15 protein-coding genes and 3 pseudogenes are annotated in these 19401 nt (G+C 66.0%); 9 read left to right on the top strand and 9 right to left on the bottom strand.

Features of this window, described 5'->3' with window-relative positions; translation table 11 throughout:
• Positions 1-834: 834 nt before the first annotated feature.
• From ACLMAL_RS21510 to ACLMAL_RS21520, 3 genes are read right to left on the bottom strand one after another with little or no spacing between them, the layout of a single operon-like run.
• Positions 835-1689 (bottom strand): haloalkane dehalogenase, encoded by an 855-nt coding sequence (locus ACLMAL_RS21510; RefSeq protein WP_412000715.1) that lies wholly within the window; start codon positions 1687-1689, stop codon positions 835-837.
• A gap of 10 nt (positions 1690-1699) precedes the next feature.
• Positions 1700-2074: a pyridoxamine 5'-phosphate oxidase family protein gene (locus tag ACLMAL_RS21515; RefSeq protein WP_412000716.1), complete on the bottom strand. Its 375-nt coding sequence runs from the start codon at positions 2072-2074 to the stop codon at positions 1700-1702.
• On the bottom strand, positions 2071-2886 hold the full coding sequence (locus tag ACLMAL_RS21520) for an NAD(P)H-binding protein (protein ID WP_412000717.1): 816 nt from the start codon (positions 2884-2886) through the stop codon (positions 2071-2073). The genes ACLMAL_RS21515 and ACLMAL_RS21520 overlap by 4 nt, the downstream gene beginning before the upstream one ends.
• 308 nt (positions 2887-3194) lie before the next feature.
• On the opposite strand from ACLMAL_RS21520, the gene ACLMAL_RS21525 reads away from it, so the two are divergent.
• The 6 genes and pseudogenes from ACLMAL_RS21525 (at position 3195) to ACLMAL_RS21550 (ending at position 10146) form a co-directional block, all read left to right on the top strand.
• A complete protein-coding gene (locus tag ACLMAL_RS21525) occupies positions 3195-4082 on the top strand; it encodes an LLM class flavin-dependent oxidoreductase (protein ID WP_412000718.1) in 888 nt (295 codons plus the stop codon).
• A gap of 340 nt (positions 4083-4422) precedes the next feature.
• A pseudogene (locus tag ACLMAL_RS21530) lies at positions 4423-4989 on the top strand (DUF4158 domain-containing protein); the annotation flags it as partial.
• A 328-nt stretch (positions 4990-5317) separates the two neighbouring features.
• On the top strand, positions 5318-6154 hold the full coding sequence (locus ACLMAL_RS21535) for an SDR family oxidoreductase (RefSeq protein WP_412000719.1): 837 nt from the start codon (positions 5318-5320) through the stop codon (positions 6152-6154).
• On the top strand, positions 6151-7056 hold the full coding sequence (locus ACLMAL_RS21540) for an alpha/beta fold hydrolase (RefSeq protein ID WP_412000720.1): 906 nt from the start codon (positions 6151-6153) through the stop codon (positions 7054-7056). The genes ACLMAL_RS21535 and ACLMAL_RS21540 overlap by 4 nt, the downstream gene beginning before the upstream one ends.
• Positions 7053-7616, top strand: a complete 564-nt coding sequence (locus ACLMAL_RS21545; protein WP_412000721.1) for a YbhB/YbcL family Raf kinase inhibitor-like protein — start codon at positions 7053-7055, stop codon at positions 7614-7616. Before ACLMAL_RS21540 ends, ACLMAL_RS21545 begins: the two co-directional genes overlap by 4 nt.
• A gap of 523 nt (positions 7617-8139) precedes the next feature.
• The gene (locus ACLMAL_RS21550; protein ID WP_412000722.1) at positions 8140-10146 is read left to right on the top strand and encodes a polyprenyl synthetase family protein; all 2007 of its coding nucleotides are present in this window, start codon (positions 8140-8142) and stop codon (positions 10144-10146) included.
• 68 nt (positions 10147-10214) lie between these two features.
• Here ACLMAL_RS21550 and ACLMAL_RS21555 read toward each other — a convergent pair whose 3' ends face one another.
• The 3 genes from ACLMAL_RS21555 to ACLMAL_RS21565 all read right to left on the bottom strand — a co-directional run bounded on the left by ACLMAL_RS21555 (position 10215) and on the right by ACLMAL_RS21565 (position 14026).
• Entirely contained in the window at positions 10215-11033 is an 819-nt protein-coding gene (locus tag ACLMAL_RS21555; protein WP_412000723.1) for a hypothetical protein, read from the bottom strand.
• Positions 11030-11635, bottom strand: a complete 606-nt coding sequence (locus ACLMAL_RS21560) for an ABC transporter ATP-binding protein (protein ID WP_328401724.1) — start codon at positions 11633-11635, stop codon at positions 11030-11032. The genes ACLMAL_RS21555 and ACLMAL_RS21560 overlap by 4 nt, the downstream gene beginning before the upstream one ends.
• A 1158-nt stretch (positions 11636-12793) precedes the next feature.
• On the bottom strand, positions 12794-14026 hold the full coding sequence (locus ACLMAL_RS21565) for an alpha/beta hydrolase fold domain-containing protein (RefSeq protein ID WP_412000724.1): 1233 nt from the start codon (positions 14024-14026) through the stop codon (positions 12794-12796).
• A gap of 110 nt (positions 14027-14136) precedes the next feature.
• Here ACLMAL_RS21565 and ACLMAL_RS21570 point away from each other — a divergent pair, with 110 nt between their 5' ends.
• From ACLMAL_RS21570 to ACLMAL_RS21580, 3 genes and pseudogenes are all read left to right on the top strand, one after another.
• Positions 14137-14586, top strand: a complete 450-nt coding sequence (locus ACLMAL_RS21570; RefSeq protein WP_412000725.1) for an alpha/beta hydrolase — start codon at positions 14137-14139, stop codon at positions 14584-14586.
• Positions 14583-15842 (top strand): FAD-dependent monooxygenase, encoded by a 1260-nt coding sequence (locus ACLMAL_RS21575; protein ID WP_412000726.1) that lies wholly within the window; start codon positions 14583-14585, stop codon positions 15840-15842. The genes ACLMAL_RS21570 and ACLMAL_RS21575 overlap by 4 nt, the downstream gene beginning before the upstream one ends.
• A 746-nt stretch (positions 15843-16588) precedes the next feature.
• Positions 16589-16890, top strand: a pseudogene (locus ACLMAL_RS21580) (HD domain-containing protein); the annotation flags it as partial.
• Positions 16891-16925: 35 nt separating this feature from the next.
• Here ACLMAL_RS21580 and ACLMAL_RS21585 read toward each other — a convergent pair.
• The 3 genes and pseudogenes from ACLMAL_RS21585 to ACLMAL_RS21595 all read right to left on the bottom strand — a co-directional run bounded on the left by ACLMAL_RS21585 (position 16926) and on the right by ACLMAL_RS21595 (position 19245).
• Positions 16926-18011, bottom strand: coding sequence for a sulfite oxidase (locus ACLMAL_RS21585; protein WP_412000744.1), 1086 nt, complete (start codon positions 18009-18011; stop codon positions 16926-16928).
• A 368-nt stretch (positions 18012-18379) separates the two neighbouring features.
• Positions 18380-18883: pseudogene (locus tag ACLMAL_RS21590) on the bottom strand (L-asparagine permease); the annotation flags it as partial.
• Positions 18884-19083: 200 nt separating this feature from the next.
• Entirely contained in the window at positions 19084-19245 is a 162-nt protein-coding gene (locus ACLMAL_RS21595; protein WP_412000727.1) for a DUF3224 domain-containing protein, read from the bottom strand.
• Positions 19246-19401: the final 156 nt, after the last annotated feature.

A 19401-nucleotide genomic window follows, 5' to 3' on the forward strand; every position in this document is an offset into this window, starting at 1 on the left:
CCAAGCACACGGAACCGACAGCCTGGTCCGGCTTTCCTGCCAGGGCGGGAGGTCCCACTGGGAGCAGTCCGGCCGTTCTGGCCAGCGCCCATTCCGACGGAAAACCGCCAGTGGGCGCTTCTCCGGTCACCCTCTCACTGTGGTCCACCTGCTCGAACTGCCCTCGCGTCAGCGAAGGCGTGCTCGCAACCTGGTCCGCAGGGTTGTCCTCCCCGACAACGCGCTTGCCGCGGTCGAACAGCGGGCGCGGGCGCACCACGACGAGTGTCAGCCCGGTCAGGCCAGAGAACTTCTCGGCGGCCTCACGAACAAGGCCTGCGCCTTCCGTCGCCGGCCTGTGACATTCTTGCGTCGCCTTGCACAGTGCGAGGCGGCACGAAAATGTCAGGCCTGACCTGCTGCGAGGCCGCATGAGAATGTCAGTGGCGTGAGCTGGGGAAACCGCAGAGCGCTCAGCGGTAGGCCGCACGAAAACACCAGTGGATACCGCACGAAAACGTCAGTGCCACTACAGGAATCCGCAGGTCAGGGTCTGGCGGCGCGTGGTCAGGGTCCGCGTCGACCACGGGCCCGGCCTTCCAGATCCCCCGGCTCGCAGTAGCAGGAAGGTCGCCAGAAAACCGCCGCTGCGGAGCCGGAATCGTGAGAAAGAACAGACTCCATGTGCGGCTGATTCCGCGGACGACGACCTTCCGGAGTAGGAACCCGCACCGGGATGTTCCACCGGCACCTCGCCGTACCAGCCGCCGGGCTCGTCCGGAGGACGAGTGGAATCGGATCGCGGCGGTGGCCTCGCACGGAGCTGCTGCCGGCGTTCACCGGCCGCGTGACGGGTCAGCGGAGGCTGTTGCGGTCCAGCCAGTCGGAGATGGCGGCGGCGAGCAGGTCCGGCTGGTCCTCGGGCGTATGGTGGCCGGCGACCTCGTCGTACTGCTGGATGTCGAGGGCGGAGATCGTCTTCGCGCACCAGTCGATGACGGCGGGTTCGGTCATCGTGCCGTACGACGGCGTGAAGGTCACCATGAGCTTCGGTACGTCCGGGCTGGACGCCAGCCACTCGTCGTACGCTTCGGCGCGCGCGATGACGTCGCTCGGTGTCCCGTCCAGCGGCATCGAGCGTGCCCAGCGCAGCAGCGGAAGCCGACTGTCCCGCGTCGGGTACGGCCGCTGGTAGACCTCCAGGTCGGCGGGGTCGAGTCGGTCCGAGATCGCGCGCAGGCCGTCCCGGACGAATGAGTCGTCCAGGAACATGGACTCGCCGACGCCGTCGGTCCGGATGGCTCGCCACAGGTCCCGACCTGCCTCGGGGAACTCGTCCCAGCTCATCGGCTTGACGATGGTCTCGGTGAACGCGACTCCGCGTACCCGGTCTGGATGGCGGGCCGCCCAGTCGAACGCGAGCGCGCCGCCCCAATCGTGGCCGACCAGCACCACGCGGTCCAACCTCATCGCGTCGAACCAGGCATCCAGGTACCGCGCCTGGTCGGCGAACGTGTAGTCGATCGGCGGCTTGCCCGAGTCCCCCATGCCGATCAGATCCGGGGCGAGCAACCGGCCGGGGCCGACGGCGGGCAGGACATTGCGCCACAGGTACGACGAGGTCGGGTTGCCGTGCAGGAATACGATCGGCGCGCCAGTGCCGGTCTCGCGGTGGTGCATGGTCGAGTCGAGTACGCGGGTGTTGGGCATGGGATGTCCTTCAGAGGTTGAGAGTGAGGATGCGGTTGACCGCGATCTCGATGACTACGCGTCCGGCGGGGGCGGGCGGGGCGCAGCGGTAGCGTCGGTGGTACCAGCGGACGGCGATGGCAACCCGGTCCAGGTCAGCGGACAGGGTGGCGGCGCCTTCGAGCGTCACCCAGCGGAAGCCATCCGGCTGGCAGAGGGCGACGCGCCCGCCGGTCGCCACGTTCCGTGCCTTTCGGGACGTGGCGACCGTCAGGACGCGGGCCGTGCTCGCCGTCTCGTCCCAGGTGAACCGCACCGGTGCGACGTGCGGCGTGCCGTCCGGGCGGATCGTGGTGAGGGTCGCGATCCGCGGCTCGGTGAGGAACGCCTGGACCGTGGGTTTCACCGGAAGGCGGCGGCGGTGCGGGTGGCCCAGTCGGCGAAAGTGTGCGGGGCGCGACCGAGGACATGTGCCACGTCGGGGCTGATGCGCTGTTCGGCGGGCAGCGGGTCGCCGAGGATGGCGAGGGTACCGTCGACGACCGGTTCGGGCATGAATGTGAGCATCTGGGTACGCGCCTCGTCGCGGGTCTGTTCGACGTAGCGCACCGGGGTGCCGAGCGCGGCGCCGATGGCGGCGGCCCGGTCACGCGGGGTGACCAGCTCCGGGCCGGTCAGCTCATACGTCCGGCCGACGTGTCCGTCCTCTCGCAGCGTCGCCGCGGCGACCGCCGCAACGTCGGCCGGGTCGACGGTCGGCAGTCCTACGCTGCCGAACGGTGCGGCGGCGGTGCGGTCGGCGCGGATGGACTCGGCCCACGCGAACGCGTTGGAGTCGAGGCCGCCGGAGCGCAGGATCGTCCAGTCCAGCCCGCCGCCGCGCACCGTGGCCTCGAACATCGCCGCGTGCCCGTACGCCGCCGGTCGCGTGCCGACGCCCTGGGACGACATCAGCACGACCCGCCGGACTCCATTCTCCTTGGCGATGCCGAGGATCGCATCCGGGTCGTTGCCGGCGACGAGCAGGAACAACGCGTCGGCCCCGTCGAACGCGGCCCGCAGACCGTCCGGGTCACCCAGGTCGGCTGCCCGGTGCGGCACGCCGTCCGGCAGCAGCCCGGGTCGGCGGGACACGGCGACCACATCCTCGCCGGCAGCCGTGAGGATCTGGACCAGCTCGCCGCCGACATTTCCGGTCGCGCCCGTTACCACGATCATTGTTACTCCCAGAATTCGTTAGTTAGTTGACTGACTTACACGCAGAATGCTAGCCGAGCCGCGCCGACTTGTCTAGACTCAGTCAGGCGACTCACTCAACTGCGTGAAAACCGGGCAAGCGGGAGCGGCTCACCGCCGCCGCGGCCACCGTCCTGCACCAGCAGGGCGTCGAGAAGACGTCGCTCGCCGACATCGCGCACGTCGCCGACGTACCCGACTACAGGCGCCCACAACACGTCGACCCCGAGGTCATCGATATGGTCACGGACTGACTGAAGGCGCGCTGACGCGGCTGGCATGATCGCGGTGTGAACCTACGATTCGGTATTCAGCTGGCGCCGACGGTGACCGAGCTGCCGCAGCTACGCGCGATGGCCAAGGTGGCGGACCGGGAAGGCCTGGATCTGCTCGGCATCCAGGATCATCCGTACTCGGGCGGGCTGGCCGATACGTTCGCGGTGATCGCCACGGTGCTGGCGGAAACCGAACGGCTGCGGGTGTTTCCGGATGTGGCCAGCCTGCCGTTGCGCGGGCCCGCGATGCTCGGGAAGCAGAGCGCGACCTTGGATCTGCTCAGCGGCGGGCGATTCGAACTCGCTGTGGGAGCGGGCGCGTTCTGGCCCGCGATCGGCGCCATGGGCGGCCCAGTGCGGTCGAATCCCGAAGCGCTCCAGGCGCTCGAGGAGGCCACCGCGATCATCCGGGCCATGTGGCGGCCGGGGACGAAGGCGAAAGTCGAAGGCACGCACTACACCGTGAAGGGCGTGCAGTCCGGACCCGCGCCCGCGCATCCGGTCGGGATATGGTTCGGCAGCGTCGGCCCGAAGGCCAACGCCCTCACCGGGCGTATCGCCGACGGGTGGGCCGCGCCCATCCCGCACTACCTACCGTACGAGAAATGGCAAGCGACACAGGACATCATCTCTGCCGCCGCGATCGACGCGGGACGTAACCCGGCCGACATCACCCGGATGGCACAACTCGTCGGAACGATCACCGACACTCCGGGGCCGGTCACACTGCAAGGTGAGGAACCGATTCGCACCGACGCCGCGGGCTGGGCCCGCATTCTGGTCGATCTCGCCCTGGAAACCGGCTTCGACACCTTCGTGTACTGGCCGGAATCCGCCGACGATACCCAGCTTCGCCGCTGGATCGGTGACGTCGTTCCTTCCACCCGAGCCTTGTGCGCCTGACCATCCCATGTGCCCCACCCGGCATTCGGTTTCCTACGTTGGACACATCGATACGACACCACCCTCGGCGGCACACCTGCCGGGGTGGTGTCGAATTGGCGGCCGAAACCGACGTTGTCGCCGAGCGCGGGCGAGTGACGACGTCGCGACCGCGCGCCCAGGTGGTCATCACCGTGAACGCGGTGAGGCATGCGGGGTCCAGTGGCGCGAAAAGTCGCGCTAAGCCCGTTCTGGGGGTCGGATCGACCGGTTCGGCTGATTGGTGAGCGTTGTTGCGGCGGTGGTGGTTTCATGAGCGGCTGTGCGGGATTAGGGTGCTACGCCGGGGTATGGCCGGTTCGGAGTTCTGACGCGGGTCGAGCTGGAACGGTTCTTCCAGCTCGACGACCAGGATCACGAGCTGATCGCTCAGCGTCGCCGCGACGGCAATCGATTGGGATTCGCCGTCCAGCTAGTGACGGTCCGGTACTTGGGGATGTTCCTGTCGGATCCGCTGGACGTGCCCGCCGATCTGATCGACTACCTGGCCGAGCAGCTGGGCATCGGTGATCCGTCGTGTGTGAAGGCGTACACCGCTCGCAAGCAGACCCGGTACGACCATCAGGCCGAGATCGTCGGCAAGCATGGGCTGATCGAGTTCGCCGATATCGAGGGCGAACTGTCGGCGGGGGTGGCTGATCAGGCGTGGATGACCGGTGACGGGCCCAAGGTTCTGACCGCGGGCGTGGTGCGGTGGTTGCGGGAGAATCCGGCTCGAAGGCCACTACAGCTTCCAGCTGCCAGACCTCGGTGGCCGGCACCGGCCGCTACGCGACCCGGACGCCCCCGAGGACGACGACTGAGCCCGGATCCACCTGCGGGGTTTTTCTGGCCTGCGTGCAGGCTTTACCGGTCATCGAAGTATTGATATCAACTCATCCATCGCGCCGAAAAGTTTGCATTTCGATATCAGGAAACGACTCGAGAAACAACAGATTTCGTTTTCGGCGGTCATGTCCGAGATTTGTTGTCTCTTATATTTCAATGCGAAGGCGTGCCATTCTCTCCATAATGCAAAAAAAGTATCGTGACCTCGATGAATGGCGGAGAACAAAAGTCGGAGGAATTGTCAAGGTTCTCGAAGATATTGGTTGTCCGGCCACTCTCGGTGTACCGTCGATCCGGCGGCCCGATCCCTTATCCGAGCGGGTTTCGTGCTGCCTATTTCCGGCTACCGAATCAGAGGATGTAATCGAATGACAGTCGTGGTGACGGGTGCGACCGGAGCGGTCGGCCGACATGTCGTCCAGCAGTTGATCGACGCCGGCCGGGTGGTGCGCGCGGTCACTCGAAACGCGATGGGGGCCGCGTCGGCCGCGCCGGCCGAGATCGTCGGCGCCGACCTGGACGAGCCCGACTCGTTGACCCGGGCGTTCACCGGCGCGGAGAGCCTGTTTCTGTTGTCCCGCCCGGCAACCGCCGTCGCGGTGGCCCGACTGGCGCAGCGCTGCGGGGTTAGCCGGATAGTCACCCTGACCTCCATCTTGGCCGACCGCGAGCCCGCAGGTGAGCACCACCATCTGCGGGTCGAGCACGCGGTGGAGTCGACGGGCCTGGAATGGACCCACGTCAGGCCGGGGATGTTTGCCTCGAACCTGCTCGGCTGGGGCGAGGCCATCCGCCGGACAGGCGTTGTCCGCGAGCCGTATGCGGACGCGGCACAGACCCCGATCCACGAAGCGGATGTCGCCGCGGTGGCGGCGGCCGCTCTCCTGCACGACGGGCACGCGGGCAAGATCTATCCACTCTCGGGTCCCCAGACCCTCATCAAACCCGAACAGTTGGCGGCGATCGGCGCCGCTCTCGGGCGGCAACTCGACTTCGAGGAGATCGAACCGGATGCCTGGCGCCAAGCGCAGGCTGATTCCGTACCGGGGTTCGTGCAGGACTTCCTGCTTGAGATCTGGGCTCGCAGCACAGAAGCCCCGGAGCCGGTCCTGTCCACGGTCCAGGGGGTGACCGGTCGGCCGGCGCGAACACTCACCGAATGGGCCACCGATCACCGAGAGCACTTCGGCGGTGAATTCCGGTGACATCCCGAACGATCCACGTCGAGGACGTTGAACTGTGGACCGAAAGCCTCGGCGAGCCAACCGATCCGGCCCTACTGCTTCTGTCGGGGGACACGATGTCCTCGACGGGCTGGCCGCGGCCGCTCGTGCTGCGTTTCGTGGCCGCTGGACACCGGGTACTCCGCTTCGACTACCGAGACACCGGCAGATCGACGTGGCGGGAATTCTCCCAAAACCCCTACACCTTCGACGACTTGGCCGCCGATGCTGTCGCGGTGCTCGACGGCTGGGAGGTCGGCGCCGCACACATCGTGGGTTTCGGAATGGGCGGCGGGATCGCGCAACTCCTGGCGCTGGACCACGCGTCGTGGGTGCGGACCCTCACTCTGAGCAACTGCTTCGCGCTCGGAGTCGACTTTTTCGGCAACTGGGAGCGCGCGTTGACCGGCGAGCCGACACTGGACGGGCTGCCCACACCCGATCGAGGGTTCGTCGAGCTGGCCTTCGGTCTGAGCACACCGGGTAACAACATTCGGCAGGTATTGGCCGGCGAGTTCTACGACGAGGCGGAGGTCCGGGCCGCGGAGCAGACCTCGCACAGACATGCGGGCCGGAGGGACACACGACAGTCGCACCCGCACAGCGAAGTTCGTGTCGGACTCGATGGCCGCGGTCCGGACCTGTCCAGAATCGCCGTCCCGACTCTGGTGATCCAGGGCATGCGCGACCCGATAAACCCGCCGCCACACAGTCGTCACCTCGCCGGCCGAATCCCCGGCGCGCGGCTTGTCGAGATCCGGGGAATGGGGCACTCGCTGCCCACCACCGTGCATCACGAATTCGCCGCCGCGGTCCTAGAACACATCGAGATGGCCACACCGCAGCGAAACCACCCCCACCCGACAGAGAGGCAAACACAATGACAAACCTGCTGCACCGCTTCCGTGCCGGCACCGGAAAACTTGGCTGGAACCATCCCAGTGCCACGAACGTGCCCGAGACAATAACCGTGTCCAGCCCCGCATTCTCCGAAGGCGGACCGATTCCGAGCCGCCACGCCGGGACGGGCGTGGGCGACAACATCTCACCACCCCTGAACTGGGACAACATTCCCCCCGGTGCACGGGAACTCGTACTTCTGGTCGAAGACCCCGACGCACCTCTGCCGCGGCCGTTCGTCCACTGCGTCGTCACCAACATCGGGACCGACACTTCCGGCATCGAAGCCGGTGCACTGTCGGTGCCCGCGGACGGTCCGCAGGCACCGTTCACCATCGGCAAGGCGTCGATGGGGAAAACCGGCTACCTTGGCCCCGCACCGATTCGCGGCCACGGTCCCCACCGCTACATCTTTCAACTCTTCGCCCTCGACAAGACGGTAGACCTGGCAAGGCGCCGAGTGACGAAAAGGAGAGTTCTCAAAGCCATCAGCGGCCACGTCATCGCACGCGGACAGCTCACCGGCACCTACGAACAAGCCTGAACCACTCGTGTGACCTCTGGCCGTTGTTACGGAGGGACATACCCCGGCCGGGCGGGCGCTCCCTCGTGACGTGCCCGCACGGCTCAGGCCGCGGACTGTGACTGTAGGCCGACCGGCTACGAATCACTGGGAGCGGCGCCCGTGTTCTGGGCGCTCACGGCCAGCAGCAAGTACCTCGACGGGAATCCATCCCCGACCCTGTCGGGTATCCGACTCGCCGCGCTGATCAGGCTGATCAGAGGGCCTCCGAAGGCGCATAGTCCACGTCCTGCCCTGGGGGTTCAGGGGTAGGAAACCCCGAGTATCCGCGACCCCATTCCGAGAGAACGTTCTCCCTGGCTGATCGGCTTGACCCCGGCAACGTCGATCAGGGAGGTACTAGCCCCCGACGGCACTCACCAACCGGCAGCACCCAAGTTGCTGAGGCACCAAAATTGGCTGATACCAACATCTTCCGCGCCAGTGTGGTGTCAAATTGCCATTGATCGGCCTTTGTTCGATGTAACCAGTCAGGAGTGCCCGCGTGCCACGTGAAATCGATTCGGCTGTCTTCCCGCATCTGGATGCGGACTTGGACCGCGTCCGTGACGTTCTCGGCCCCGTGCAATTGGAGGGCAGGCCCGAACTGGCCGCACTCACCGACGAAGGGCCCGACACCTCTCGCCGTCTGGTCCGCCCTACGTTGACCTTGTTGTCGTACTACATGCTGACCGATCCCACGGTCCCGGCCGAGGACCGGGTGGTGCGCGCCGCTGCTGCCGTCGAGTTACTGCATCTGGGTTCGCTCTACCACGACGACGTCGTCGATCACGCGTACGAGCGTCGAGGCCGTCCCAGCGCCAACGCGGTGTGGGGTTCGCATATGGCCGTATTGGGTGGAGACTCCGTCATACTCACGAGCGTGCGCATGCTGGCCGAACTCGGCCAGCGCGAAGTTCTCGCGGGGGCGAGCGCAGGTGAGCAGATGTGCGCGGGCATGGTGATCGAGGCCGCCGACCTCTACGTAGCCTCCCGCAGCGAGCAGTCCTACCTGGACGCGATCGACGGCAAGACCGCGGCGGTGCTGTCGCTGGCATGCCGGGTGGGCGCGATGCAGGCCGGCCGCCACGAGGATGAAGAAGAGGCATTGGCCCGGTTCGGTCGACACTTCGGGCTGGCCTACCAGCTGTATGACGACATCCTCGACCTGACCTCGACCGCCGAAGAAACGGGCAAGCCCGTCAACGCGGATCTGCCCGAAGGCATCTACACACTGCCCGTGATCCGCGCCGCTGCCCGCGACCAGGACCTTGCCAACATGCTGCGCAGAACAATGATGCGTGAGCAAGCCGTACATGCCCAAGAGCTCGTCATCGCCTCCGGCGCCGTGGACGAAGCACAAGCGAGGGCCGATGAATTCATGGACCAGGCCGCCGGCCAGCTCGCCGCCCTGCCCGTTGCACTGAGCGCCCGCCACGCAATGACCGCCTACGCCCGGTCCATACTCGACCGGCGAACTTCTGGCCCCGCGGTCCACCGGCAGTCGACACAGCCACCCGGGGCTCACAGCGATGCGCTCCCGCCGCAGGTCGCGCAACGGTTGAGGAGCTGGATGGTGGACACCGGCCTTGTCGTCTCCCCGGGCGAGGCCGACTACCACCGGTGGACAGGAGCGATCCGGATCCCGCGACACTGGGCCCCAGCAGTGGACCCGGCTGTTGAACAGACCGCCTACCGCATGGCCGTGCTGCTCCTTGCGTGGGACGACCTGTTCGAGGATCCGCAGCTGACCGACCCGGAAGCCGTGACCGCGCTGAGGCGTGGCATGGTGGCAACACTGCGCCAGGACCCGGAGAAGCCGTGGAGGCTCGGCGCGATCCCGACGTCGTGGGCGAGTTTGTGGCCGCGGCTGCGCGAAGGCCGGAGCGCCCGCTGGCAGGAGCGGTTCCTCGACGGCCTCGAGGAGTGGTGCGAAGCCTGCGAACGCGAAGCGCACCACCGCATCAACGGCTACATCCCGCCCACGGCCGACTACCTGCCGCTGCGGATGTCGACCAGCGGGATCGAAACCGCCCTCGCGTGCATGGAGGTGCACCAGGGCCGGGAACTGCCGCCGAAGCTGCGCAACCACCCCGTGATCCGCCGTCTCGAGGAACTCGCCTTCTGGGTGACCTTCGTTGAGAACGACCTGGTGGGATTGGATCAGGACGAGGCCGACCAAGTCCCCTACAACCTGGTGCGGGCGGTCCGTCACGAGACCGGCTGCACCCGCCGTGAAGCCGTCGAGCAGCTGCAGCGCCAGGTGGCGGATCAGCGTGCCCAGCTCGAGGCGCTGATCCGCTACGTCCCCGCGCTCCTGCGCGTGCTTCCCGGACTGTCGGGCCAGGGGAAGGACTACGCGGAGATATACAGGAACATGACGAACGTGGGGCTCTGGGCGCGTGAGAGCGATCGGTACGAGCAAACCTCGTCTTCCGCGGCGCCGGACTTGGAACGCTTGCGCCGTGAGATCTACTACCCGGCCACCCAACCGGCCCCTATCGCGCCGTAAGCCGCCGCAATCGGCAAAGCAGGGTGTCCCGCGCGCGATACACCGTGGTGGTCGCGCGGGACACCCTCTCAGTGCTTCGTCGGCTGTCCGGACTTCGTCGGTCCGGGGAGGCGGATCCACATCGTGGGTCGAAGAGACGAGCGGGTGCGCAGATGGAAAGCGACCAGCCCGAGCAGGGCGCTCGCGGTGAACCAGACCAGTTGCACGGCAAAACCCGCGAATGAGGTGGTTTCGGAGAAACCGGCCGCGGTCGAAGCCTGCATCGCCCCGTAGGAGGGCAGCCAGCGCACGAAGTCGCTGTCCGCCCCAGCGCTGGCGATGGGGTTCTGCACCGCCAGGTCGAAGCAGGTGATCATCGCGATGGCGAACATCCCCTCCACCTCGCGGCGCAACAGCGCCCCGAGACCGACACCCAACGCCCCGTAGGTCATCGCCGCGCCGAAAAGCGCCGCAGCGAGCAGGACAGGCCGGCGAGGCGACCAGTAGCAGCAGATCACCGCGGTGGCGTACGCGCAGACCACCACCGAGGCCACCACCAGGCAGGCAATCTTCGCCAGCCCCAAAGCAACCCGGGGATACCCGGCCATCGACAGACGCCGGTCGAATGCTCCGCTGCTGAACGTTGCCGCGAACATCATGAACCCGATGATCAAGCAGACCGCCGTCAGCGCACCACTGATCTGAGCGAGCTCATTGCCGTTGGCACGCAACACCAGACCGGTGCCGCGAAGCCGGAACGGCACCTCGATATCGGTGACGGCCACGCGAACCAGAGTGATCGAGGCGGGGATGAAGGCAGCCACCAGCAGCATGGCGAACCGGTTACGAGCATGCTCGATGAGGCCGTAGCGCGTGGCGATCAGAAACAGCCGCACACCCTCGCTCATCCGGCCTTCTCCTGTCTGCTGTGTAGGACACCCTCGTGCAACCGCCACACCTGATCCAGCTTGTCGGTGTCGTGGGCCAGATGCGAGACGATCAGAACCGACCGGCCGGTGTCACGGAACTCGGCGACCAGATCCCAGAAACGCAGATACGTCTCCCAATCGAAACCCTGATACGGCTCATCGAGCAGCAAAACCTGCGGATCATGCATCACCGACAGCGTCAAGTTCAGCTTCTGCCGCGTGCCGCCGCTCAACGTCGCGACCCGCTCACCGGCATAGTCAGAGAAACGCAAGATCTCCATGGTCGCCTCGGCCCGCCGCAAGTCCGGGATCGCATAGGCCGCGGCGAAGAAATCCAGGTGCTGACGAACCGTGAACGCATCGTTCAACACCACCTGCTGCGGGCAGTAACCGAACCGCCCACGATGCCGGACCACCCCCCGATCCGGTCGCAGCCCCCCGGAGAGGACCTTCAACAACGTCGACTTGCCCGCGCCGTTCTCACCAACGATCCCCACCAACATTCCGGCCGGCAACACGAGGTCGATACCACGCAACACCGACCGCCTGCCATATGAATGGTGGACGTCCTCCACTTCCATCAACGCCCCTTACCTGCCATCGACCCAGAAGCCTGGCAACCATCCGAATGCTACCAACAAACAACGAAAGCCCATGCCAGGACGGCCAATTCGCGGCACGCACGCCGCCGACAGGGCGGCCGGCCGCCCAGGATGTTGGATTTCAGCTCCAGCTAGTGGGCTTCGATCGATGACCCGGCGCGAACGCACACGTCAACTCTCCCAACACATCCGGCTTGACATCCGACCCAAGCCGCTTACTGAGCGGAGATGGGGCGAGTCGTATGCTTCCGACGCCAGCCGCGGACGCCACCGGCCGTTCTCCGAAACAGCCCCGGCCGCAGCGGCCCCTTCTCTTCAACCCAAGTGACGCAGCAGCCGCGGCTACCGGCAGCTCACGACGGCCGCACTGCCGGGGTGCCCAATCCCGCATAGCCAGGGAGGGCTTTCGGTGATGCACCCATACGACGAGAACGGGCCAGCAGACGCAGGCACCCACCTTCCCGTCATGGTAGGGGCGGCGGATGATGGCGCCCCCGAGTCTCGACGTCGTCCAGACGCTTGTGGAACACGCCGATCACAAACGCTATATACGAATCGATCCACATGCGTGACAGGTTCAGCAGATCGGCGGAGTACAGATACACACGTACCAGCCGATGCTCCGAACTGCCGGTATCCAGCGCCGTACCCACATGGTCGGCCCATTCCTCGAACCGCTGTGTTCGCCCCCGGCAGGGCCACTGTCGCAGAGGTCATCGGTTAGCGCGCCAACGCCACTGCGGCGGCTATGTGCGGCAGGCTCTCCGGCGGAGCCAAGCCCCACAGCGGCCCCAGCCCTCGAAATACCTGGGCAGGAGATACCGCGCTGCGGCCGAAAAATCGGCACGCGCCGTGTCGCCCTGTACTCCTGCTACATCCAGACAACGTCGCCACGTCCGCATGGACACGCCCCTGAGAATAGCTGTTACGCAAGGGAATTCGACTGTACCCAGGCATGCCCACCGGCGCTGTGGATTCAAGGATGTTTCCGGCCCAACGCGCTGAACGAGATTCACCGCGGAGAGTGCCGAAGCGCAGCTCTACCGCCGAGAGCTGAACGAAGTTTGCCGGTGCCTCGATCAGCTCCGAAATAGATTCCCGCAGCTCGACTTCAGCGCCGATTAGGCGAACTCGACGCTATGCGCTCGACCGAGAACTTGCGCGCGCCACGCTTCGGCCTGCTTCCTCTCGAATGAATTGACCTGCCTGCTGCAATGCGTCGGATGCTTCGGGCAGGAAAGACCAGAAGATGTGGAAGTTGTGGGTCTCGACCGGGTAGAGCTGAAGACGGACATCGACACCGTGTTCGCGAGCGTGGTCGACCAGCTGGTGGGCATCGACGAGATGGGGGTCGCCGGTGCTCGCCTGCACCAGCATCGGCGGCATGCCGGTCAGGTCGGCCAACAGCGGGTTGACGACCGGATCGTCGTCCGGGTGACCGGCCAGGTAGTCGCCGACGATGCGCCTGCGGAACTGGCTCGCCGAGACGGTGTCCGCCTGCGCCTGCTGCGATCGCGCCACCTCCTCGTGGCAGTGCAGATCTATTCCAGGGCAGAGCATTACCGTGGCAGCGGGCATCGGTAGCTGCTGTTGTTCGAGGCGTGTCAGCGTGGACATCACCAGGTGCGCGCCGACAGAGTCGCCCACGATGGCGATCTGGTCGGGTTCGGTGCCACCGTCGAGCAGCCATAGGTAGGCGCGCAGCGCGTCATCGACGGCCGCGGGGAACGGATGCTCTGGCGCCAAACGGTAGTCCGGCAGGAGGGTGGTGGTGTTCGCAGCGGCGGTGAGAGCACCGGCCAGCGAACGATATCCGAACGCGGATCCGGCGATATAGCCACCGCCGTGCAGGTACAGCACGGTGATGTCGGCGGGCTGCTGCGGCCTGAGCAGCAGGCTGGACACCCCGTCCGCGGTGATAGGCCGCACAGAAACCTCCGGCGGCGGTGGAAACTGCGCGTGCAACTCTTCGTATGCGTCACGGAGCACTGGCAATTCGGGATCGGGATCCCCGAGCGGCTCCCAGTACTTGGAGATCCGAGCCAACAGCTCACCGCCGACAGATCGGGTCGCCACTACCGCTTCGTCCACGTCACCGAGGATCCGCCTGGCCCGTTCGAGCAACGCGTCGCCCGCGACTGTGAGCTCGACCTGATGCGTAGTGCGGCGCAACAGATCACAGCCGACGAGTCGCTCGAGCGAACGGATTTGCCTGCTGAATGCGGGCTGCGATATATGCAGCTTGGCCGCGGCCCTGCCGAAATTCAGTTCGTCGGCCACGGTGACAAACGACCGAAGGTGGCGCAACTCGATCGCGTCCGGCGCTTTCGGCATATGTGACAGCGTCCCCGCCGCATCCTCGCTGCTCATGACATGCAGTATCGTCTATTGCCATCCGTGGGTGGTTATGTCGCTGACGCAAGACTGCCATGCCCATTCGGACCTTCCTTCTCGCCCACACCGGATGCGAACGTTGTCGGGTGACATCTTCACCAACCGTTTGCCGGGTAGCCGAGGTGCGGCTGCGCCGCACCATCGGATCCCGTAGCACTCGGATCTATTGGCCCTCCCCCACCGGGCCACCGCGGCCGCTGCTGGCGCTGTTCGACATCGGCACGCCGAGCGACACCGCGGATTTCGACGTCCACTGCCGGAATATCTGCAGCGCATCCGATTTCATCGTCTTGTCGGTGCGCTACGCACCCGCGTCCTGGAGCTTTCGGTCGGTCATCGTGCCGGACGCGATGAGCGTGCTGCAGTGGGCCGCCGATCATGCCGCGGAGCTGAACGCGGACCCGGCTCGTTTGCTCGTCGGCGGCGACCACGCGGGTGGCCCGCTCGCCGCCGCCGTCGGCGAGCTCGCCCACGAGCAAGGGTGGCCGCCGATCCTCCGAATCCATGACCTACGACAACTCAGGAGAACCCCATGAACAACCGCACCGTCCGACGCAGTGTTCTGATCTCCGGCGGCAGCATCGCCGGGCTGACGCTCGCGTATTGGCTGCGCCGCTATGACTTCGACGTCACCGTGGTCGAGCGAGCTCCCACACCGCGCCCCGGCGGGCAGGCCGTGGATCTACGCGGCGTCGCCAAAGAAGTCGCCGAGCGGATGGGCATCATGCCGGAGATCGATCGGGCGCGCGTCCACGAGAATGGGCTGGCCTATGTCGATAAAACCGGCGCATGGAGCGCGAGAATGCCCGCCGAGCTCTTCGACGGCGAAGGCGCGGTAGCGGGGATCGAGATCCTGCGCGGCGATCTGACCGAAATCCTCTACGCGGCCGCACAATCGGGTGTCGAATATATCTTCGACGACACGATCACCGATATGCGTGAAGTGTCGGATGGCGTTGTGGTCTCCTTCCGGCACCGCGCATCACGCGTATTCGATGTGGTCGTCGGCGCAGACGGTCTGCACTCAACCGTCCGCAAGCTGGCTTTCGGGCCCGAGGCCGACTTCGTCCATCATCTCGGCGCGTACATGGCCTACTTCACCGTCCCGGTGGACGGGCTCGGGCTCACGGATTGGTTCCAGCTGCACAACGCACCCGGCGGCAAACTCGTGGCCGTCCGGCCCGAAGGACCGTCCACCGCCAAGGCGATGTTCGGTTTCAAGGCAACGGATTTGGTCTACGATCGGCACGACGTCGAGGGGCAGAAGCGGATCCTGGCCGAGACGTTCGCCGAAATGGGCTGGCTCGCACCGCGATTGCTGGCCGGAATGGAGCACGCGCCGGATTTCTTCTTCGATACCATCAGCCAGACCCGAATGGACGATTGGTCGCGTGGGCGGATCGTGCTGGTCGGCGACGCGGGCTACTGCGGATCACCGCTCTCGGGCAATGGCACCGCCATGGCGATGGTCGGCGCGTATGTCCTCGCGGGCGAACTCGCCCGGTCTCGAGGCGATCATCACTCTGCATTCACCGGGTATCAGCAGCAGCTGCGGCCGTATGTCACCGAGTGCCAGAAGCTGCCGCCCGGCGGCGTCAACGGGTTCCTCCCCAGCAGTCGCGCCGCCATCCGGATGCGCAACCTGTCGGTGCGGATGTTCACCTCGACGCCGCTGCGCGGATTGATGGCCAAGTCCATGCAGAAGGCCGATTCCATCGTCTTGACGGATTACACCCTGTTCGAGCCTGCTCGACAGCCTGCAGCCTCGAACATCCCACCAACGTCTTCTTGAAAGAAGACATGCTCATCGACCCCATCGACAACTGGCTCGCAGAGGTATACGCCCGCCGAGCCGGTGTCGACAGGGGCCAGCACGCGAACGAAACCGAACGAAAACCTGCGACCGGGCGAATATCACCGCAGGTCAACAAGTGTCGGCCCCGCGCACGCGGGGATGGTCCTTCTCGACGCGGCGCGCGAGGTACAGCAGGTCAAGTCGGCCCCGCGCACGCGGGGATGGTCCGACCTGGTACAGAGGGCCGAGGATTTCCGCGCTGTCGGCCCCGCACGCGGGGATGGTCCGGAGACCGCGAATGTCGAACCGTTTCTGGCGGTGTCGGCCCCGCACACGCGGGGATGGTCCCGGTTCGCGGCGGTGGAGCAGGAGACCTCCTTCGGAAATCCATCCACACCTCACCGCGGGGCAGCCCGTGGCACGTCACCTGTGGCAGACCATCCGGCAACCTTCCCGATCCGCGGCCAACTCAATCGCTAGCTCGCATCCGGTGTCGTCGGATATCGTTGTGCACCAGGCGGTTCAGTCATCCACGCATGGTGTCTTCGCTGCGCGACGCGAGCCGCTGAGAGACCAGTTGATTGTCTTTGGATCGGGCAGCGCCCATCGAACGCAAACCGTTGGTCGCCGCCGCTTCCGACGGCCTCGGGGGCGATTTCGCGCAGCTCGTCGAGGATGGCACATTCGTCTGACTTGATCGGCATCGTTATCCCTCTGAATCCGCACACGCCCGACCGCGGCTCATGGACCGCCCCGGAGTGGATATGCAAGGTGACCTACCGTTCGGTTGCTCGCGTCGAGTTTTCTTGTTGGGCGCGTTGCAGAGCCGTCGCTGCGGACTGCAACCCGACTTGGAATGGCCCTATGCCGCGGCGATGTTCCACGACATAGGGATCACCGAGCCGTATCGCACCTCAGCCCTGCGCTCCGAGATCGATGGCGCCAACGCGGTGCGCGACTTCCTGCTCGAGCGCGGCGTCGCTGAAGCCGATGCCCGAAAGGTCTGGCTGGCATCGCATCGCACACCACACCTAATGTGCCGGAATCTGGCTAGTGGCCTGACCTGCACACCGCGATGCCTTACAGGATCGTCAGTTTGATGCGGGCCCAGGCGTTGTTGCCGTATCCGCGGGGATTCCATATGGATGCTGGGGATTCGGGTTGTGTGGCTCCGGCGTCATCCCAGGCACGCGCGGTGATGTTCAGTGGCCCGGGTCGCATGTCAACGGTCAGCGACCACGGCCGCCACGCCCACCGGCTGGGTGCCGGGTGTAGGTCGGCCTGCCGCCAGCTGCGGCCGTCGTCGACGGAGACATCGACCCGTCCGATGCCGTGGCCGTCGCCGGCGATTGCCCATCCACGAACGGTACGGGAGCCACGCGGAATCTGATCGCCCTCGGTGGGCACGAGGATGTCGCAGTTGAGCGCCAGCGACGATAGCGAGATGCCCTCACCCGGTGCGACCGCCTCTGGGTCGGCCTCGGGCGGAAGAATACGGTAGTCGAGGGCCTGAAAATAGTTCTGTGATGGGACGGATTGTACGGTGACGGCGGTGACCCATTTGACGCTGCGAGCCCCGATGTAGCCAGGCACCACCACACGCACCGGGCCACCGTGAACGCGCGGAAGTGGCTGAGAATTCATCTGCCAGGCCAACAACACCTCCTCGCGGAGCGCCTTGGACAGCGGGATAGAGCTGCCGTAGGACTGGACCGGCCGGGCCTCTTGGGCCACGTCGGGCGCAGCGAATGCGACGTGCAGTCGGTCATCGTGGTAAACCCCGGCCGCCTGCAGTACATCGGCCAGCCTGGGCCCGGCCCACTCTGCGGTCGAGATCGCGCCGTGTTCCCATGGCTCCTTGCCAGGGATCGGGCGCACCGCCAGCAGTTCAGCGCGCCGATTGCCGGCACACGCCAGCGTCGCTACCACGCTGTGTTGCTCAAAACCAGTCGTCAGCTGGGCGTAGGTCACGGTGAGCGGATTGTCCACCCGTCCATCGACGCCCAACCGCCAGCGCTCGGTGGGGATGTCGGGGAACGGACCGTGATTGCGCGCATAGAACGCGTCCACCGCGGTGATTTCGCTGCTGGCCAGCACCGATGGCGGCGGCTCGGCGTTGAACGGCAGCCGTCCCCGCACAATCATGTCCTCGCGCTTACCCCACATCTCACCGCCCCGCCAACGAGTAGTCGCGGACTGCGACTTCAATCCTATAGCCGGTTGAAGGAGATCTGCTTGTAGTCGACTCCGAGGCGGCGCGCGGTGTGCGTCGGCGCAGGAGAAGCCGCTGGCGAGCAGCATCTTGCCGCGGCCAAGGCCGGTGCCGGGCACCTGGTTCCGCTTGAAGTTGGCCACCTGCTCGATGATCATCGCCGCCATCAGCACCCCACCGACACCTAGCGGCGCGAAGGGCTTCTGCTGCCGACGGCGGTTCCGGCGGTGAACACCAGGAAGAAGGTGCCGATCGCCTGGACCGCATACTCCACAGCCGATCGTGGTGTGCAGGCGCTATCGGATGCGCATGGCCGCGAGAAACCAGCATTCAGACTGGAGAACGCGGCGGTCAGGACCACCAGGTTCATCACCGAATCCGCTCCTCCGACACCGAGTTTCGAGAAGAAGGTGACGAACGGGCCGACTCCCGGCGCAAATGCCGTGTACGGCAACAAGAGTCCCAGCAGCACCAGCGAACCGACGTAGCACACCGCGATTCTGGCGATGACCGAATGGATCGCCCGCGGCATGATCTTCGCGGGGTCGTCCGTCTCGCCTGCCGCCGTGCCGACCAGCTCCACCGCGGAGTAGGCGAAGACGAGGCCCGTGGTGACGGTCACCAGCGGCAGCAGGCCGGTCAGGAACAGACCACCGTGGTCGGCGATCACACCGACGCGCGTCGTCTGCACCTGGAGGGTGAACCGGCCCGCGAGGAAGACCTCGCCCACGATCAGGAATGTCACCAGCGCCGCGACTTTGATCAGCGCCGCCCAGAACTCCATCTCGCCGAACCACTTCACCGACACCAGATTGATCGAGACCACGGTCCGAATCTCGGTGTCAGTGACGCCGGTGTTCATCGACGGCTCCGAAGCAACCGCTGTTCGCACCGCGGACGCCTGACTATGTCAGGGCCCGTTTCCGCCAACGTCCACAGAATCTATCCCGTTAATCGGACACTCCTGCCACACTTCGGGTCGCTGGCCGATCAAGTCCAGGTGCCGACGATGGTTGCCGCCGGTGTTCAGGGTTGCCTGTCGAAGGTGTACGTGAGGGTCAGGACGCCGTGACGGGCCTCGGTGGCATGTCCGGACAGCCCGGCGAGGTCGGCCGTGCCCGAGTGCGGCACCACGGTGCCGACGGTGCTTCGGTCGTCGCCATTGGCCAGGCCGCCGTGTTGGATCACGAAGGTGCCCTGCCGGCCCTCCAGGATCGTGTTGATGTGTTCGGAGGCGACGTGCCTGCGCCCGTGGCGCCCTGTGCGGTGAGAACCTCGGCGATCCCAGTTCCCTCCAGACCCGGTCCTCGCGGCCGTCTGCCTTCGTCGGCTTCCGCCTGAGGC

This window comes from Nocardia sp. CWNU-33 (genome assembly GCF_046764895.1).
GTDB lineage: Bacteria > Actinomycetota > Actinomycetes > Mycobacteriales > Mycobacteriaceae > Nocardia.

Bases quoted from the DNA above. Each gene is read 5' to 3' on its own strand.
- ACLMAL_RS21575 (WP_412000726.1), top strand. From the start codon at position 14,583: ATGAACAACCGCACCGTCCGACGCAGTGTTCTGATCTCCGGCGGCAGC.
- ACLMAL_RS21520 (WP_412000717.1), bottom strand. From the start codon at position 2,886: ATGATCGTGGTAACGGGCGCGACCGGAAATGTCGGCGGCGAGCTGGTC.
- ACLMAL_RS21555 (WP_412000723.1), bottom strand. From the start codon at position 11,033: ATGAGCGAGGGTGTGCGGCTGTTTCTGATCGCCACGCGCTACGGCCTC.
- ACLMAL_RS21545 (WP_412000721.1), top strand. From the start codon at position 7,053: ATGACAAACCTGCTGCACCGCTTCCGTGCCGGCACCGGAAAACTTGGC.
- ACLMAL_RS21560 (WP_328401724.1), bottom strand. From the start codon at position 11,635: ATGGAAGTGGAGGACGTCCACCATTCATATGGCAGGCGGTCGGTGTTG.
- ACLMAL_RS21565 (WP_412000724.1), bottom strand. From the start codon at position 14,026: ATGAGCAGCGAGGATGCGGCGGGGACGCTGTCACATATGCCGAAAGCG.
- ACLMAL_RS21585 (WP_412000744.1), bottom strand. From the start codon at position 18,011: ATGTGGGGTAAGCGCGAGGACATGATTGTGCGGGGACGGCTGCCGTTC.
- ACLMAL_RS21535 (WP_412000719.1), top strand. From the start codon at position 5,318: ATGACAGTCGTGGTGACGGGTGCGACCGGAGCGGTCGGCCGACATGTC.
- ACLMAL_RS21510 (WP_412000715.1), bottom strand. From the start codon at position 1,689: ATGCCCAACACCCGCGTACTCGACTCGACCATGCACCACCGCGAGACC.